This is a genomic window from Kribbella sp. NPDC000426 (genome assembly GCF_040300265.1).
Lineage (GTDB): Bacteria > Actinomycetota > Actinomycetes > Propionibacteriales > Kribbellaceae > Kribbella.
In genome coordinates, this window is sequence record NZ_JBEPDK010000001.1 from 444,433 (window position 1) to 460,725 (window position 16,293).

14 protein-coding genes are annotated in these 16,293 nt (G+C 68.6%); 8 read left to right on the forward strand and 6 right to left on the reverse strand.

Going from position 1 to position 16,293, the window contains the following annotated elements:
- Positions 1-131: 131 nt before the first annotated feature.
- From ABT313_RS02095 to ABT313_RS02110, 4 genes are all read left to right on the forward strand, one after another.
- Positions 132-1,466 (forward strand): DHA2 family efflux MFS transporter permease subunit, encoded by a 1,335-nt coding sequence (locus tag ABT313_RS02095; protein WP_350847690.1) that lies wholly within the window; start codon positions 132-134, stop codon positions 1,464-1,466.
- Positions 1,466-2,413, forward strand: coding sequence for a sigma-70 family RNA polymerase sigma factor (locus ABT313_RS02100; protein ID WP_350847692.1), 948 nt, complete (start codon positions 1,466-1,468; stop codon positions 2,411-2,413). Before ABT313_RS02095 ends, ABT313_RS02100 begins: the two co-directional genes overlap by 1 nt.
- A gap of 5 nt (positions 2,414-2,418) precedes the next feature.
- Positions 2,419-3,174 carry an isocitrate lyase/PEP mutase family protein gene (locus ABT313_RS02105; RefSeq protein WP_350847693.1) on the forward strand — a complete coding sequence of 252 codons (756 nt, stop codon included), beginning with the start codon at positions 2,419-2,421 and terminating at the stop codon, positions 3,172-3,174.
- 80 nt (positions 3,175-3,254) lie between these two features.
- On the forward strand, positions 3,255-3,464 hold the full coding sequence (locus ABT313_RS02110; protein ID WP_350847694.1) for an antitoxin: 210 nt from the start codon (positions 3,255-3,257) through the stop codon (positions 3,462-3,464).
- A 43-nt stretch (positions 3,465-3,507) separates the two neighbouring features.
- Here the strand turns inward: ABT313_RS02110 and ABT313_RS02115 are convergent, their stop codons facing one another.
- Entirely contained in the window at positions 3,508-4,344 is an 837-nt protein-coding gene (locus ABT313_RS02115) for a class I SAM-dependent methyltransferase (RefSeq protein WP_350847696.1), read from the reverse strand.
- A 290-nt stretch (positions 4,345-4,634) separates the two neighbouring features.
- Here ABT313_RS02115 and ABT313_RS02120 point away from each other — a divergent pair, with 290 nt between their 5' ends.
- Positions 4,635-5,372 (forward strand): SDR family NAD(P)-dependent oxidoreductase, encoded by a 738-nt coding sequence (locus tag ABT313_RS02120; RefSeq protein WP_350847698.1) that lies wholly within the window; start codon positions 4,635-4,637, stop codon positions 5,370-5,372.
- Here the strand turns inward: ABT313_RS02120 and ABT313_RS02125 are convergent.
- Both ABT313_RS02125 and ABT313_RS02130 read right to left on the reverse strand, forming a co-directional pair.
- Complete coding sequence (locus ABT313_RS02125; protein ID WP_350847700.1) at positions 5,357-7,702, reverse strand: glycoside hydrolase family 95 protein; 2,346 nt, start codon at positions 7,700-7,702, stop codon at positions 5,357-5,359. The two genes, ABT313_RS02120 and ABT313_RS02125, sit on opposite strands and share 16 nt — an antisense overlap.
- Positions 7,703-7,765: 63 nt before the next feature.
- Complete coding sequence (locus ABT313_RS02130) at positions 7,766-9,595, reverse strand: ABC transporter ATP-binding protein (protein WP_350847702.1); 1,830 nt, start codon at positions 9,593-9,595, stop codon at positions 7,766-7,768.
- Positions 9,596-9,784: 189 nt separating this feature from the next.
- On the opposite strand from ABT313_RS02130, the gene ABT313_RS02135 reads away from it, so the two are divergent.
- On the forward strand, positions 9,785-10,210 hold the full coding sequence (locus ABT313_RS02135) for a MarR family winged helix-turn-helix transcriptional regulator (RefSeq protein WP_350847704.1): 426 nt from the start codon (positions 9,785-9,787) through the stop codon (positions 10,208-10,210).
- 153 nt (positions 10,211-10,363) lie between these two features.
- Positions 10,364-11,932 carry a restriction endonuclease gene (locus tag ABT313_RS02140; protein WP_350847706.1) on the forward strand — a complete coding sequence of 523 codons (1,569 nt, stop codon included), beginning with the start codon at positions 10,364-10,366 and terminating at the stop codon, positions 11,930-11,932.
- 70 nt (positions 11,933-12,002) lie between these two features.
- Here ABT313_RS02140 and ABT313_RS02145 read toward each other — a convergent pair whose 3' ends face one another.
- Positions 12,003-12,941 (reverse strand): alpha/beta hydrolase, encoded by a 939-nt coding sequence (locus tag ABT313_RS02145; RefSeq protein ID WP_350847708.1) that lies wholly within the window; start codon positions 12,939-12,941, stop codon positions 12,003-12,005.
- On the opposite strand from ABT313_RS02145, the gene ABT313_RS02150 reads away from it, so the two are divergent.
- On the forward strand, positions 12,901-13,572 hold the full coding sequence (locus tag ABT313_RS02150; RefSeq protein ID WP_350847710.1) for a TetR/AcrR family transcriptional regulator: 672 nt from the start codon (positions 12,901-12,903) through the stop codon (positions 13,570-13,572). The two genes, ABT313_RS02145 and ABT313_RS02150, sit on opposite strands and share 41 nt — an antisense overlap.
- Here ABT313_RS02150 and ABT313_RS02155 read toward each other — a convergent pair.
- Together ABT313_RS02155 and ABT313_RS02160 are read right to left on the reverse strand one after the other, a co-directional pair.
- A complete protein-coding gene (locus tag ABT313_RS02155) occupies positions 13,550-14,200 on the reverse strand; it encodes a response regulator transcription factor (protein WP_350847712.1) in 651 nt (216 codons plus the stop codon). The genes ABT313_RS02150 and ABT313_RS02155 overlap by 23 nt on opposite strands.
- The gene (locus ABT313_RS02160) at positions 14,188-16,197 is read right to left on the reverse strand and encodes a sensor histidine kinase (protein WP_350847714.1); all 2,010 of its coding nucleotides are present in this window, start codon (positions 16,195-16,197) and stop codon (positions 14,188-14,190) included. The genes ABT313_RS02155 and ABT313_RS02160 overlap by 13 nt, the downstream gene beginning before the upstream one ends.
- Between the last annotated feature and the right edge of the window lie 96 nt (positions 16,198-16,293).

The window sequence follows — 16,293 nt, forward strand, 5'->3', positions numbered from 1 at the left end:
CGGGAAACTTCTTCTCATCGCAGCGATGAGTTCGGCCCTCGCCGCCGGTCTGTAGTGGTGTGAAGCAATCTTCCGCACGAATGACAGGTCAACAAAGATGGGTTCTAGGGCTGACCTCCCTGGGGTCGGTCATGGTCGCGTTGGACACCCTCGTGGTCGCTGCCGCTCTGACCACGATCCGGAGCGACCTCGGCGCATCCGCCGAGCAGCTCGAATGGACGGTCAACGCATATGGGTTGAGTTTCGCGATGCTTCTGATGACGGCCGCCGCGATCGGCGACCGTCTGGGCCGGCGACGGACGTACGCCGCCGGGCTGGCCTTGTTCACCGCCGCGTCCGTCGCCTGCGCGCTGGCCACCACGCTGCCGTTCCTGATCGCGGCCCGGGCCGTGCAGGGCATCGGCGCGGCGATGGTGATGCCGCTGGCTCTGGGCCTGCTCGGAGCGGCGTTCCCGCCCGAGCGTCGCGGCCAGGCGATCGGCGTGTTCAGCGGCGTGACCGGTATCGCCGTACTCGGCGGACCGCTGATCGGCGGCGCGGTGACCGAAGGTTTGTCGTGGCAGTGGATTTTCTGGATCAACGTGCCGATCGGCGTGATCGCGATCGCGTTGGTACTGGCGAAGATCCCGGAAAGCACCGGTCCGGCGCGACGACTGGACCTGATCGGCGCGGTGCTGATCAGTCTCGCCGTGCTCGGGCTGGTCTGGGGCACGGTGCGCGGCGAGACGGCTGGCTGGACGAGCGCCGAGGTACTGACCGCGTTCGCGATCGGGGTCGTGATGCTGCTGGCGTTCGGGCTGTGGGAACGGCGGACCGATCACGCGATGGTGCCGCTGGCGTTCTTCCGCAACCGGACGTTCACGGCGGCGAACTCGGCCGGCTTCTTCCTCACCGCCGCGCTGATCAGCGCGGTCTTCTTCCTCTCGCAGTACATGCAGGCCGAGCTCGGATCGGCGCCGTTCAAGGCAGGACTCCAGCTGCTGCCGTGGACAGCGACACTGTTTATCGTCGGTCCGATCGCCGGCCGGCTGGTCGATCGCGTCGGTGAGCGTCCGCTCGTCGTCATCGGGATGCTGCTGCAGGCGGCCGGCATGCTCTGGCTGAGCCTTGGAGCCGACCACTACTACGAACTCGTCGCACCGGCCATCATCTGCGGCTGCGGGATCTCCCTGGCGATGCCCGCGGCGCAGAGCGCGGCGATGTCCTCGCTGCCGCGAGAGGCCGTCGGGATCGCGTCCGGCCTCTACAGCATGAACCGTCAGCTCGGCGGCGCGGCCGGGGTCGCCGTACTCGGGTCCGTCTTCACCGCGGCCGGCGGCTACACGGGCAACGGATTCGAGCGGGCGCTCGCGGGTGGCGGCGTACTGTCGTTGCTCGGGGCACTGTCGGGCTTGGCGATCGCGGCGCGGCGTCGTCGTACCGGATCCGGCGACCGGACCGACGAACTGGTGGTGGAAGGAGTCTGATGGACCTCGAGGAGGAGTTCGCACAGCACCGTGGCGGGCTGGTGGCGCACTGCTACCGGATGCTCGGCTCGCTGCACGACGCCGAGGACGCGGTCCAGGAGACGTACCTGCGCGCCTGGCGGGGTTACGCGGACTTCGAGCACCGTTCGACGGTCCGGACCTGGCTGTACCGGATCGCCACCAACGTGTGCCTGAACCTCCTGCAACACAGCAGCCGCCGGGTCGTCCCGTCGGCGCTGGGTGCCCCGGGCAACGACCCGGACGACCTGCACGCGCAAGCACTCGAGGTGCCGTGGCTGGAACCGTTCCCGGATCAGTTGCTCGGGGCCGATCCGGCCACGGTGGTCGGCGACCGGCAGAGCTTGCGGCTGGCAATGGTTGCCGCGATGCAACATCTCCCGCCACGGCAACGCGCCGTACTGATCCTGCGCGAGGTGCTCACCTGGCCGGCCGCCGATGTCGCTTCGTTGCTCGACACAACGACCGCGGCGGTGAACAGTTCGTTGCAGCGGGCCCGCGCCGAGCTCGCCCGGCTGAAGCCGCGCGAGGACGAACTGCGGGAACCGCACGAGCCGCTGCGACGGGCCTTGCTCGACCAGTTCCAGCAGGCGATGGAGAGCAAGGATCTCGTCGTACTGGAAGGGCTGTTCACCGAGGACGCGCGGTGGGAGATGCCGCCGATCCCGACCTGGTTCAGCGGGCGTACCGACGTACTGCGGCTGCTCGACTCGAAGCTGCGACCCGGCCCGGGGCGACGGGTCTTGGTCGAGACCTCCGCGAACGGTCAGCCCGCCTTCGCGCTCTACATCCGCGGCAAGGACGAGCAGTACCACGCGCACTCGATCAAGGCACTGACCTTGACGAACGCCGGCATCTCGGCCGTGCTCGCGTTCCACCAACCTGCTTTGTTCCCAGCCTTCGGGCTGCCCTTGATCCACAGGAGCTGATTTCGATGTCATTGGCAACTACTCTGCGGGAACTGCACGTTCCCGGTACTCCGCTCGTCGTGCCGAACGCCTGGGATGCCGCGTCGGCGCGGGTGGTCGAGGCGGCCGGTTTCGGTGCGGTCGCCACCAGCAGCAACGCCACGGCCGCGGTCCTCGGGTACGACGACGGCGAGCACGTGCCGGTCGACGACGTACTCGCCGCCGCGACCCACATCGCGCGCTCGGTGTCCGTACCGGTAACGGTCGACTTCGAACGCGGCTACCGGCTGGCGCCGGCCGAGCTGGTCGAACGCTTCCTCGCCACCGGCGCCGTCGGCCTCAACCTCGAGGACTCCGATCCGGCGACCGGCGAGATGGTCGATCCGGGCGAGCAGGCGGACTTCCTGGCCGCGGTTCGGGCCGCCGCCGGGGACGCGCTCGTCGTCAACGCCCGCATCGACGCCTTCATCCGCAAGGCCGGTTCGGCGGCGGAACAGTTGCAGACCGCGCTCGATCGCGCGGACCGCTACCTCGCTGCGGGCGCGGACTGCGTGTACCCGATCGGCGTCGGCGAGCTCGACGTGATCGCCACGCTCACGACGCAGATCAACGGCCCGGTGAACGTCGCGTACGGGCAGGGAGCGCACTCGATCGCCGACTACACGGCCCGCGGCGTCGCCCGGATCAGCTTCGGCCCGATGTTCCAGCGGCACCTGTACGGCGTGTTCGCGGGCGCCGTACTCCCGGCACTGCAAGCGGACCGGAATCCGTTTGCCGCTTGACCAGCCCTTGTGTGGGATCCCGGCGATCGGGTAATACGAGCGTTAGGCGACCATCGAGAGAACGGGGAAAGACGATGGGCATGTTCGACAACATGAAGGACAAGGCCGGCGATCTGGTCGACGAGCACGGCGACAAGGTCGGCGAGGGTCTGGACAAGGCCGGCGATTTCGCCGACGAGAAGACCGGCGGCAAGTACGGCGACAAGATCGACCAGGGCACCGACGCCGCGAAGGACCAGCTGGACAACCTCGACGGCGAGAACGACGACATCCCGGACGACCAGTCCTGAGACCTGACCCGTTCGAGGGGTGTGCGCCCCCTCGAACGGCGGGTCAGCGCCAGATGACGGCCTCGATCTCGCGGCGCTGCTCGGAGAACAGACCGTTGTCCGAGGCCTTGGTGAGCAGTTCACGGAGGTCCGCCTCGAAGGCGGATAGTTGCGCGCCGAGCTGGTGAGGCGTCGAGCTCGAGAGCGAGAACACCGCGGCGACGACATCGTCCACGGTGCGCTCCTCGACTTCGTTGCCTCCGACGACTACCCGCGCCGGTCCGCGGTACCCGGCGGCGCGCATCACCGTCTCCTCGCCCGGTCGGGTGCCGGCGGGCAGCACGCTCTTGCCGGCCCGCCGTGCCGGGCCGAGGTAACGCGCCACGAGTTCCTCGATCGCCTTCCACGGTGGCCGCGGATGCGGCAGGTCATCCGCACCTTCGAGTCCGCGATGGGTCGTCGCGCCCACATGCACCCATGCGCCGTCGGGCTCGAGCATGCCGCGCACGCGGTCCGCGACCAGCCGTTGATCCATCCAATGGAACGACTGAGCGAACGACACGACCTGGAACGTCCCGAGCTCCCCCGGCAACTCCTCCGCCCGCATCCGCTGCCATTTCACATTGCTCAGCTTCTGCTCGGCGGCCCGTGACGCGGCCACCTCGACCATCTCACCGTCCGCATCCACCCCGACCGCTTCCGCGAAGTACGGCGCCAGCACCAACGTCAGCGAACCGGGACCACAGCCGACGTCCAGTAACCGCCCGCGACCGTCCAGCCCCAGCTCGTCCCTGATCGCCTCCCCCAATGCCACTGGGTAGGCCATCCGCCCCACCGCGTAGTGCCGAGCGCTCCCGGCGTACAAGCTCGCATCCCACTGCCAGTCCCAGTCGCTGCTCACCACCTGAGGCTACCGACCACTCGGCCCGCGTTTCCTTTCGGCGCGACTCCGCGCTGCTGTGGGGCCTGCTCCACGCTGCCCGTAGCGCAGCGCGTCCGACCGCCTACGGCCGACTGTTCACGGCGGTGTAAGCAACGACACTCAGCAAACACTCAGCTGGTAGGCAGAATCGCCGGAAGGGGTGCATTTAAAGGGATTTGCGTCGTAGGCTGCATGCCCAAGGGGATGTGGGGGCACGGCAGGGGGTACTGCACGATGCTGGATTTTTGCCTGGCCTCGGGGATGGCAAAGTGACGTCGCTGCGGCGGATCCTGATCTGGATATCGGGAGCCTCCGCAGGGCTGGGGGCTGCGTTGGCAGCGACGATTCCGTTCGAGAGCGCGGAGCTGATCGACCTCTCGCGACGTGGTGGCGCGCCGGGGGCGCATCACGTCGCCGTCGATCTGGCCGAGCCGTCGTCCTGGCCGCTGGTGGACGACGACTTTCAGCAACGGATCGCATCCAGCGATCCGGACATGGTGATCTTCATACACAACGCCGGGACGTTGACGCCGCTCGGATCCGCCGATCACGTCGACACCGCGCAGTACACGCGGAACGTCCTGCTCAACTCGGCGTCCGCGCAGGTGCTCGGGCATTCGTTCCTGCGCGCGGTGTCCGGCCGGCAGTGCGAGCAGCACCTGATCATGATCTCGTCCGGCGCGGCGATGCGGCCGCACGAGGGCGAGGCGAGCTACTGCGCCGGCAAGGCCGGGATCGACCAGTGGGTGCGCACGGTCGGGCTGGAGCAGCAGCGTCGCAGTCCCGGCTGCCGGGTGATCTCCGTGTCACCCGGCGCACTCGACACCGACATGCAGGCCGAGCTCCGGGCCTCAAGTCCTGAGGAAGTCCCGGAGTCGACCCGCTTCCGCGAGATGGAGGCGCTCGGCCAACTCTCGAAACCGGAGAACGTTGCCCGCATCATCTGGTCGCTGCTCGACCGCGACCTGGACAGCGGCGCCGTCCTTCACCTTCACGACCTGACCTGATGCGTCAGCGGGACCCCGGCGCGCAGCGACACCTCCTGGCGCTGATCGCCGTGCCGGATCACAACGGCCGTGTCCCGATCCGCTGTCAGTACGGCGTTTGCAGCGGCCGGAGACCACTCCAGGTCGACGCCGACGCCGCCCCGCGCACGCAGGCCGGTGATCGCGCCTTCGGACCACTCGGCCGGGAGGGCGGGAAAGATCTCGAGCTCGTCCGTGTGACTCTGCAGCAGCATCTCCGCGATCCCGGCGGTGGCGCCGAAGTTGCCGTCGATCTGGAACGGCGGGTGAGCGCAGAACAGGTTCGGGTACAGGCCGGAACCGTCGCCGACATAGTCCGTACCGGAATCGCCGGCCGGCGTGAGCAGCTCGCGTACGAGGCGATGAGCGGCTGCGCCGTCACGCAGCCTGGCCCACAGCGAGATCCGCCACGCGAGCGACCAGCCGGTGCTCTTGTCGCCGCGGAGCTCGAGCGTCCGGGCGGCTGCCCGCGCGAGGTCCGGCGTACCGTCCGGGGTGATCTGGTCGCCGGGGTGCAGGCCGATCAGGTGCGACGTGTGGCGGTGGTGCGGCTCGGCCTCGGGCAGGTCCTCGAGCCATTCCTGTAGTTGCCCTCGGCCACCGATCTGCGGGTCGGGAATGCGCTTGCGGGCCGTTGCCAGGTCGTCGACGAGCGGATCCGTGAGACCGAGCTCGTGCGCCGTTTGCGCGCAGCGGTCGAACAGGTCGGCGATCAGCGAAAGGTCCATCGTCGAGGAGGTCGTGACCGAGGCGGGGCTGCCGTCCGCAGCGATGTACTCGTTCTCCGGGGAGGTGGACGGCGCGGTGCCGAGGGTGCCGTCCGGGAGTTCGATCAGCCAGTCGAGGCAGAACTCGGCGGCACCGCGCAGTACTGGCCAGACGTCTTGGAGGTACTCGCGGTCGCCGGTGAAGGCGAAGTGGTCCCACAGATGACGGCACATCCAGACGCCGGCCATCGGCCAGTTCGCCCACTTCGGGTTGCCGTCGACGGGCGCGGTCCAGCACCACGCGTCGGCGTTGTGGTGCGCGGCCCAGCCCTTGGCGCCGTACAGGTCCTCCGCCGTACGGCGTCCTGCCTCGGCGAGGTCCTTGACGTACGTGAGCAGCGGCTCGTGGCACTCGGACAGGGACGTGGTCTCGGCCGGCCAGTAGTTCATCTCGGTGTTGATGTTGACCGTGTAGTTGCTGCTCCACGGCGGCTGCAGGTGCTCGTTCCAGATGCCTTGCAGGTTGGTCGGCAGGCCGCCGGGACGAGAGCTGGCGATCATCAGGTAGCGGCCGAAGTTGTAGATCAGCGCGGCGAGGCTGGGATCGTCGGCCGCATCCGCCAGGCGGCGGTCGGTGGTCAGGTCCGCGGTCGACGGCAGCGTGAGGATCGAACGCCGGAAGAGGCTCTGGTAGTCGGCGACGTGCTCATCTTGCAGCTCTGCCGATCGGTCCAGCGCCTGCAGTACGGCGGCATCGGCGGCATCGCGGCAGTCGGATGTCGAGCGGGTCGGTGCGGTGTGCGGGCCTTCGTAGCCGGTGGCGGTCGAGAGGACGAGCAGCAGGTCCGTCGAGTTGCTCATCGTCAGCGCCTCGTCGGTCGCCGTCGTGGATCCGTCCGTGCGGGCACGCAGTACGACGGCGGCGTTCATCCCGCGGTCGTCGCCGTCGGAGTACTCGATCTCCAGGCCGGCCCTGCCGTGCGGCGGCGGGACCGACGACGGGCAGGTCGCGAGCAGCGCTAGACCATTGTCGCCGATCGCTTCCGTGGTGGCGCGAAGCTGTGAGGTCAGACGGATCGTCACGTCGAGCGGCTGCGAGGCGCCCAGACATAGGATCAATGCTTGCGCCGGGGCGCTGACGAAGACCTCTTGCCAGACCTCGACGCCCGCGACCTCGTACTCGGATCGCGCAACCGCGGTGTCCAGGTCCAGGCGGCGCCGGTACTTCGTGACCTCACCGTCGACCTCGCCGTCGATCTGGAAGTCGAGGAGCAGATCGCCGAGCGGGAGATATGACTGCGAGTGCCCGCTGTGGAACCCATGCGCGAGCTCCTCGGCCGTGCGTACGTCGCCGTCCGCGAGCGCAGCGCGGATCCGGTCCACCGCGGCGGCGCCGACCTCGCCCACCGGCGTGGCCAGGCGGCGGGTGGTCTCGGGGCTGCCCGACCAGAGGGTCTCGTCGTTCAACGCGATCCGGTCCCGGCCGGGACCGCCGAACGCCATCGCGCCGATCCGGCCGTTGCCGAGCGGCAACGCCTCCAGCCAGCTCGCCGCCGGAGCGTCGTACGTCAGTTCGGTGGCAGCGGCAGTCATCCGATCTCTCATGCGCTGATCCTCCCCCGAGCGCGTCCCACGACGCGACCGGGGGTCCAGCTGGCGGTCAGCGCCCTAGGCGGCCTTGGCGAACTGGGTCGCGTACAGGTCGGCGTACAGACCACCCGCGGCGAGCAGCTCGTCGTGGGTGCCGCGTTCGCGGATGCGGCCCTCGTCGAGGACGAGGATGACGTCGGCGTTGCGGATCGTCGACAGGCGGTGCGCGATGACGAGCGACGTGCGGCCGACCAGCGCGTTGGCCAGCGCGGCCTGGACCGCGGCCTCGGACTCGGAGTCGAGGTGGGCGGTCGCCTCGTCGAGGATGACGATCGACGGGGACTTGAGCAGCAGCCGGGCAATCGCGAGGCGCTGGCGCTCGCCACCGGACAGCCGGTAGCCGCGATCGCCGACCACGGTGTCGAGGCCGCCGGGCAGGCTGTTGACGAGCGTCGCGATCTGGGCGCCTACGAGCGCCTCCTGCAGTTCGTCGTCGGTGGCGTCCGGGCGGGCCAGGAGCAGGTTGGCGCGGATCGTGTCGTGGTACATGTGCGAATCCTGGGTGACGACGCCGATCGCCGCGCGGAGCGAGCTCTGCGTGACTTCGCGGACGTCGTGGCCACCGATCAGGACGGCTCCGCCGGTTGCGTCGTACAGGCGGGAGACGAGCGAGGACAGCGTCGACTTGCCGGCACCGGACGGGCCGACGACGGCGACCAGTTGCCCGGGCTCGACGGTGAACGTGACGTCCTTGAGGACCTCTTCACCGGTCTCGGCCGATAGCGTCGCGACCGACTCGAGCGAGGCGAGCGACACCTCCTCGGCCGACGGGTAGTGGAACGACACGTGGTCGAACTCGATCGACGGCTCCACGGTCGGCGGCAGCTCGCGTGCATCCTTGCGGTCGGCAACCATCGGCTGGAGGTCGAGGACCTCGAGCACACGCTCGAAGCTGACCAGCGTGGTCATCACGTCGACCTGGATGTTGGACAGCGCGGTCAGCGGGCCGTACAGGCGGTTCAGGTACGCCGTCAGGGCAACGACCGTACCGATGCCGAGGGCACCTTCTACTGCGAAGACACCGCCGACGCCGTACACCAGGGCGACCGCGAGTGCGGCGACCAGGGTGAGCGACACGCGGAAGATGCTGCCGTACATGGCGGTGGTGACGCCGATGTCGCGGACGCGGGCAGCCTTGCCGGCGAAGTCACGCGACGAGTCCTGGGTACGGCCGAAGACCTTGGCCAGGACCGCGCCGGCGACGTTGAAGCGCTCGGTCATGGTCTGGGCCATCGTGGCGTTGAGCTTGTACGTCTCAGCGGTTGCCTCGCGCAACTTGCCGGCCAGCAGCCGGGCCGGGATCACGAACAGCGGCATCACGACGAGGGCGAGCAGGGTGATCTGCCACGACATCACGAACATCGCGCCGAGGACGAGGGCGACACTGAGCAGGTTGCTGACGACGTTCGAGAGCGTCGAGGTGAACGCCTGCTGGGCGCCGAGGACGTCGCCGTTGAGCCGCTGGATCAGGGCGCCGGTCTGTGTCCGGCTGAAGAAGGCGACGGGCAACTGCTGCACGTGGTTGAAGACGGCGGTACGGAGGTCGTAGACGAGACCTTCACCGATGCGCGCGGAGAACCAGCGCTCGCCGAGGGTGATCGCGCTGTTCGCGACCGCCAGCATTGCAACGACGAAGGCGAGCCAGACGACGACCTCGGCGTGCCCCGGGACGATCCCCTTGTCGATGATCGCGCGGAACAGCAGCGGGGTGACCGCGCCGGTCCCGGCGTCGAACGCGACGAGCACGAGGAAGAACGCGAGGTAGCCGCGGTACGGACGGGCGAAGGAAAGAATCCGCCGGAGCGTGCCGGCGGACAGTTTGTGGTGACGGACGGAGGAGTCTTTCATCAGCGAGCGCATCGCACGCCCGCCCCCGGCTCCCCCGCCGGGAAGTCCAGAAATCTGCGACATACAGACCCTTTCGGCAGGGAACAGTTATACTGAGGTTAACTCACTATGAGACAACCTCACAAGATGCCCTTTCATTCCCTCGCGCGCACGACGGCCCTACGGGCCGCCGGATACTAGGCTCTGTCCATGCATGGGCCGGATGATGCTGCGGAACAGATCGCCGCGTTGCTGGACGGGATCGTCCGGCGGCAGCGGCGGGCTTCGCGGGAGGGGTTCGGGGAGAGCGTCACGCACGGGCAGTTCCGGGTACTGCGGACGCTCGACCGCGCGGACCGCGCCCTCCGCCTGAGCGAACTCGCCGCCCAGCTCGGCATCGTCCCGCGCTCAGCCACCTCCGTCGTCGACGACCTCGAAGCCGCCGGCCTGGTCGAACGCCAACCCGACCCCCACGACCGCCGCGCCACCCTCGTCGACCTCACGCCCGACGGCCGCCAGATCCTCAACACCCTGCGCGAGAAACGCCGCGACGTCATGCACACCCAACTCGCCCGCCTGACCCCCACCGAACAACAAACCCTCGCCCACCTCCTCCACCGCCTCGCCGAAGACTGAGCGCGCGGGCAGACGCGCCGCGACAGACGCGAAAATCAGGTCCAACACCTAGAGTCAAATCTGGGCTGGTTTCTGTGACGGTCTGTCGATGGGGGCAGCATGGGACGACGTCGGGGCTTCTTCGCCGAGATGGAGCATCAACGGAACCTGCGAGTGAAGCAGGCTGCCCGGGAACAACGGGACCGCGACCGGCTCATCGCCCAGGCGCAGCGTCAGCGTGAGCGTCTCGCCAAGGCCGCCGCAGCAGCCGACAAGCAAGCGGCAAAGGAAGCGGCGGCGCTCTACCTCCAGGCGAGGCAGACCGAGGTCGCTGCGCTGAACGAAGGTTTGGCCGAGCGCATCGGAGAGCTCGACGGTCTCCTGATCGGCAGCCTGCATAGGTCGGCTCGGATCCCGTTCGCGGCGCTGCGCAGGCAACCTGATCTGCCCCGGTTCGACCCCGGGCACGACGGCGTACCCATCGCACCGCCTTCCTGGGAAGAGTTCGCTCCGCCTCCCCCGAGCGCCGTGCAGCGCATGTTCAAGAAGCAGGCAGTGGAGCGAACGAATCAGCAGCGTCAAGCCGCGTTCAACGATGCTCAGGCGCACCACCAGGCCGCCGAGACAGCTCGAATCCAGCGACTCCAGCGAGCCGAGCAAGCGCATCGCCTCGAGGTCGACGCCGCCAGGCAGCGTGCAGACGATGCCAACGCGAAGGTGGATGCCTTCGAACAGGCGTACCGGCAAGGTCGCCCGGAGGCGGTGAGCGACTACCTTGAACTGACGCTGGAATCTCGTCCACTGCTTGCAGGGTTCACATCGGATGTCGAAGTCGCGTACCAACCGGACATTCGCCGCCTGCTCGTCGTGATGGAGCTTCCTGGCGTCGAAGCGATTCCGGCGGAGACAGAGTTCAGGTACGTGCGCACCAAAGACGAGATCACACCGAAGCCACGTCCCCCGCGTGAGATCAACCAGCGGTACAGCAATCTCGTTGCCCAGCTGGTACTGCGTACCATGCGCGACGCGTTCGAGGTCACCGGTGAGAACCTGGTGACAGACGTCGCCGTCAATGCACACGTGTCGACCCGCAACAAGGCCACTGGGAGACCGGAGAAACCCTGCCTGGTCAGCCTGATCACCACCCGAGAGCAGTTCAGCGACCTCGTCCTGAGCGAGCTGGATCCAGGTGAGTGCCTGCGCCACCTCAACGCCTTGGTGTCGAAGCATCCCTGGGATCTCGAGGCAGTGCGGCCGGTGTTCGACCCGGACCTGTCGCGGTACAAGTTTGTCGATGCGCACGACGCCGCCGCTGGTCTCGACAGCCGGCGAGTCCTTCTGGAGATGGATCCCACCGAGTTCGAGCACCTCGTCCGCCAACTCTTCGAGGCGATGGGCCTGAAGTCATGGGTCACTCAGGCATCGCGCGACGACGGCGTCGACGGCGTCGCCGTCAACGAAGACCCCATCATGGGTGGCGTCTGCGTCATCCAGGCGAAGCGGTACCGCGGCGTGGTGGCGACCGAGGCTGTTCGTGCCCTCGCAGGTGTCATGGGGCAGCTGAAGGCAAGCCGCGGCGTCCTGGTCACGACCTCGTGGTTCGGCAAGCAGTCGCACGACTTCGCCGCCGAACATGGCCGCATCCAGCTGATCGAGGGCAACCACTTGAAGCACATGCTGCAGGAACATCTGGGACTCGACGTCATCGTCGGTGAACTCAAGAACGCACCCAAGCGTCTCTAGTCCTGACACTCGATCCGAGGATGCCCGGTGCCGCGCTCGTTGCGCACGACACCGGGAAGTACTACGTGCCTCAGGCTTTCTTGAGGTGGGCGAGGATGCCTTCCAGGTCTTCGAGCATGCGGTTGGGGCGGACCATGTGGCCGCCCGGGTCTTCGTAGGCGGTGTGGGGGATGTTGGCGTTGTCGAGGGCGGCGCGGAATTCGCGTTGGCCGGCCAGGACCTGGGTTTCGTTGGCGTAGTCGAAGGGGTCGGGGCTGGGGCTGGTGCCGGCGACCAGGAAGATGCGTTTGCCGCGGTAGCGCTCGAGGTTCTCTATCGGGTTGTCGGCGGTGACGCGGGCCTCGTCCCAGGCGGGGGCGCCGTAGATGGTCCCGCCGGCCAGGTCGACGGCCGCGGAGGACACGTTGGCCCAGTGCACGACCAGCCCGGAATCCCGGCGTACGCTCGCCGGCCCGGAGTGCGCGCTGACGGAGGCGAAGTGGCCGTAGTACTTCGCGGTGTACTTGAGCGCGCCGAATCCGCCCATCGAGAAGCCGGACACGGCGCGGCCGGCGAACTCGGCGTACGTGCGGAAGTTCGCGTCGACCCACGGGATCAGCTGGTTGAGGTGGAAGTTCTCCCAGTTGCGCGGGCCGACGTTCGTGCTGACGGGGTTGGAGTACCAGCCGGCCTTGCCGCCGTCCGGCATCACCACGATGATCGGCTTTCCCGCGGTCCAGTCCCGGACGCCGAGGTTGTCGAAGGCAATGAAGTCCTGGTTGCCGCCGTGCAGCAGGTACAGCACCGGGTACGTCCGGCCGCTGGTGTGGTAGTCGCTCGGCAGCAGCACGTTGACGGCGGGCGCCCAGCCGATCTGGTCGGTCTGGAAGCGGTAGTACCACATCCGCGGATCGTCTTCGTTCCGCTCGGTGATGTGCAGGCCGAAGCCGTCGCCGGCCGCGTTGGCAGCCAGCGAGGTGGCCAGAATCGTGCCGGCGCCGAGGCCGGCGCAGATCACCCTTGCGGACATCGAGCGCGAGGGGGTGCGGCTCGGCCTGACCAACCTCACCGTGAACGGCGTCGCGACCGCGCTCGGCGTCTCACCGACCGCGCTGTACCGGCACGTCGACGGCAAGCTCGGGCTCGAGGCGGTGGTCGGTGAGGCGGTACTGCGGGAGCTGCACATCGCCGACGACCCGTCCGACGACGTCGAGAAGCACCTCTTGTCGTTCGCCCAGCAGCTGCACACGTTCGTGCTCGACCGCCCGGGTCTCGCGGCGTACATGCAGGCGCTGTTCCCGCGCGGCGAGTCCGGGGTACGGCTGCAGCGCGAGGCGATCGAGGCGCTCGGGCGCCGCGGCTACACCCCCGCCGGCGCCGTACTGATGTCAGGCACCGTCGCCTCGCTCGCGATCAACCTGACGGCTGCCGAGGAGCGCCACCGCCCGTACTTCGAGGGCCCGCACCGCCGCGAGCTCGAGAAGGTCTACGCCCTCCTCGCCACCGACGATCTGCTCCTCGCGGCCCACCAGGAGCTCCCGCAGATCAGCTCCGCGGCGTACTTCCAAATGGTCATGACCGGCTGCATCCGCGGCCTGGTCGCCTCCGCCCCACCGAACCGCTCGGTGATGGACGTCCTCACCGACCTCGGCCTGGAGTAGCCGCACCGAGATGTGCAAGTACGGCGAGCACGCGGCGATGACCGTCCTCGCTCTCGGGCAGCGACAGCTTGGTGAAGAGGTGCCGTACATGCGCCTCGACCGTGCGCTCGCTGAGGTACAGCCGTCTGGCGATGGCGCTGTTGGTCAGGCCTTCGGCCATCAGCTCGAGTACGCCGCGCTCGCGCTCGGTCAATGTCCCGAGTGGGTCGTGTCGAGCGACCAAGCCGGCGACCACCTGCGGATCCAGCGCCGAACCGCCGGTCGCAACCCGCTCGGCCGCGGCGAGGAAGTCGGCGACGTCGAGCACGCGGTCCTTCAGCAGGTAGCCGAATCCGCCGCGCGACACGAGATCGACCACGTGCTGCGTGTCGATGTGCTGCGAGAGAAGCAGTACGCCGAGCTCCGGATGCGCGCGCTTCACGGCCCGCGCGGCGCGGGCACCCTCGTCCGTATGCGTCGGCGGCATGCGGATGTCCGCGACGACGAGATCCGGCTGGTACGTCGCGACCGCTGCGAGCAGCCCGTCCGCATCGCCAAGGGTCGCGACAACCTCATGACCGCCGTCGACGAAGAGCATCTTGAGCCCTTCGCGCAACAGCACCTGGTCCTCCGCGATCACGATCCGCATGGCAGCTCCGCGACAAGCGTCGTACCGGCACCCGGCCGGCTGCGGACGTCGAACGTGCCACCGAGCGCCGCGACCCGATCGGCGAGACCGGTGAGGCCGGTGCCGTGCCGCGGGGCGGCGCCGCCGACGCCGTCGTCGATCACGCGGACGAGGAGGCGCTCATCGTCGTGGTCGGCGATCAGGTCGACGCGGGTGGCATCGGCGTGCTTGACCGCGTTGGTGAGGCCCTCACAACAAATGAAGTACGCCGCGGCCTCGATGCCGGCGTCGAACCGTCGTTCCGGCATCCGCACCGAAACCGGCAACGGAGCCCGCCTCGCCAATTCCTCACACGCGGGTGCAAGCCCCGCGTCGAGCTGTGCCGGAGGAAGCCCTCGCGCCAACTCGCGCAGCTCTCCGATCGCCACCGTCGCCTCGACTACTGCACCCTCCAGCGTCGCCTGAATACTCGCGGCCACTGCGTTCGGTACAACGCCGGTAGCCACCGAGGCCGGCCTGCCTTGGGCCAGTTCTGTGTCGAGTTGATGCTGGGCGTGGCGGAGGGCGAGGCCGATCGAGACCAGTCGTTGCTGGGCGCCGTCGTGGAGATCTCGTTCTATCCGGCGGCGTTCTGCGTGCGTGGCGGTGATGATGCGGGTGCGCGAGGCTTTGACCTCGACGAGCTGGACGTTGAGCTCGGCGCGCAACCGGGCAATCTCGACCGCGAGCCCGCCGTCCTCGACGACGCGGCGGATCAGGTCCGGGCCCAGCGCGCTGTCGTCGTACCGCACCACTCCGATCGGTTGATCGCCGCGCTCGATCGCGATCCGGTGCCGGGCGTCGCTGTCCTCACGAGTCGCACCGGACAGATCGACGTACCGGCGGCTCTCCGGGAGGAAGACGAGCAGCTCCAGTGCCGGGTCGCCGAGGATCTCGCCGAGGACCGCCTGCACATCCTCCGGCGGACGGCGTCCGGCGCGGACGTCGTCGAGGAATGCGGTCATCCGGTGGAGGGCGTCGTACCGGGACCGGTTGAAGCGCCGGTCGACCGCGTCCTGGAGCCGCGACCGCATCGGCCGGAACAGGACCGCGCAGACGAGCGTCGCGACCGCTGCCGGCCACGCCGATCCCCGGCCGAGAAAGGCGCCCAGGGCAACGGTCACGGCGGCGTACGACGCGAGCAGGAGAACCGTCAGGCTCGCGTAGGCAACGGTCCGGCTGATGAAGAAGTCGATGTCGTAGAGCCGGTACCGCAGGATCGCCGCGCAGGCTGCCAACGGCAACCCGGTCAGGGCGACCGCGGCGATGATCCCGGCGGCAGGGCTGACATACCAGAGCACGAAGCTCGTCGGCAGCGCGATGCCCGCGATCACCGCCGCGAGCACGAACCACTTCAGCTGTTGACGTTCCAGCCCGGTCGACCGGCGGAACCGTACGGCGAGTGAGACGACTGCGCCGAGCAACGAGCCGATGAACAACGGCATTCCGGTCCCGAGCAGCAGCCCGGTCGGCAGCGAGGAGACCGCCCAGGGGTTGCGACCCGAGGCGAAGTCGCGGCCGCGATCCGGGCTGAGTGACCACGCCGCCGTGCTGATCAGCAGGCCGACGGCGCCGGTCCAGGCCAGCGCACGCCAACGCCGGCTCAGGAACCGGCCGGTCGGAAACAGCAGGAAGGTCAGCGTCCAGCCGAACCCGCTCGGCAGCCAACTGGCCGCCGAGACAGCCTCGCCGACGGGGCCGCCCGGCCACCCCTCCGCGGCCGCGCGGAGACCCCATCCTTGCGCCAGATCCGACGCGAACGCGTTCAGCAGTCCGAACCCGCAGAACAACCAGCCGATTGCGTTCCCCGGCCGCCGCTGCACGATCATCGCGCCCGCACCGACGGTGGCGAGCGCGAACAGTCCGTACAGCAGCGTGTCGTACACCGGTTCGAGACGCCACGACAGACAGATCGCGGCGATCTCCGCGACCACGCACACCCCGAACATCACGGCCGGCACCGGCCGACGCCCTCGCACGGCACCATCGTCGCAGCGCCGGACCGTCCCGCCAACAGTGCTGGCACGTACGGCGAACGTCGTATTGCCGCCGATGTGCGCGGCAACGAGTAATTC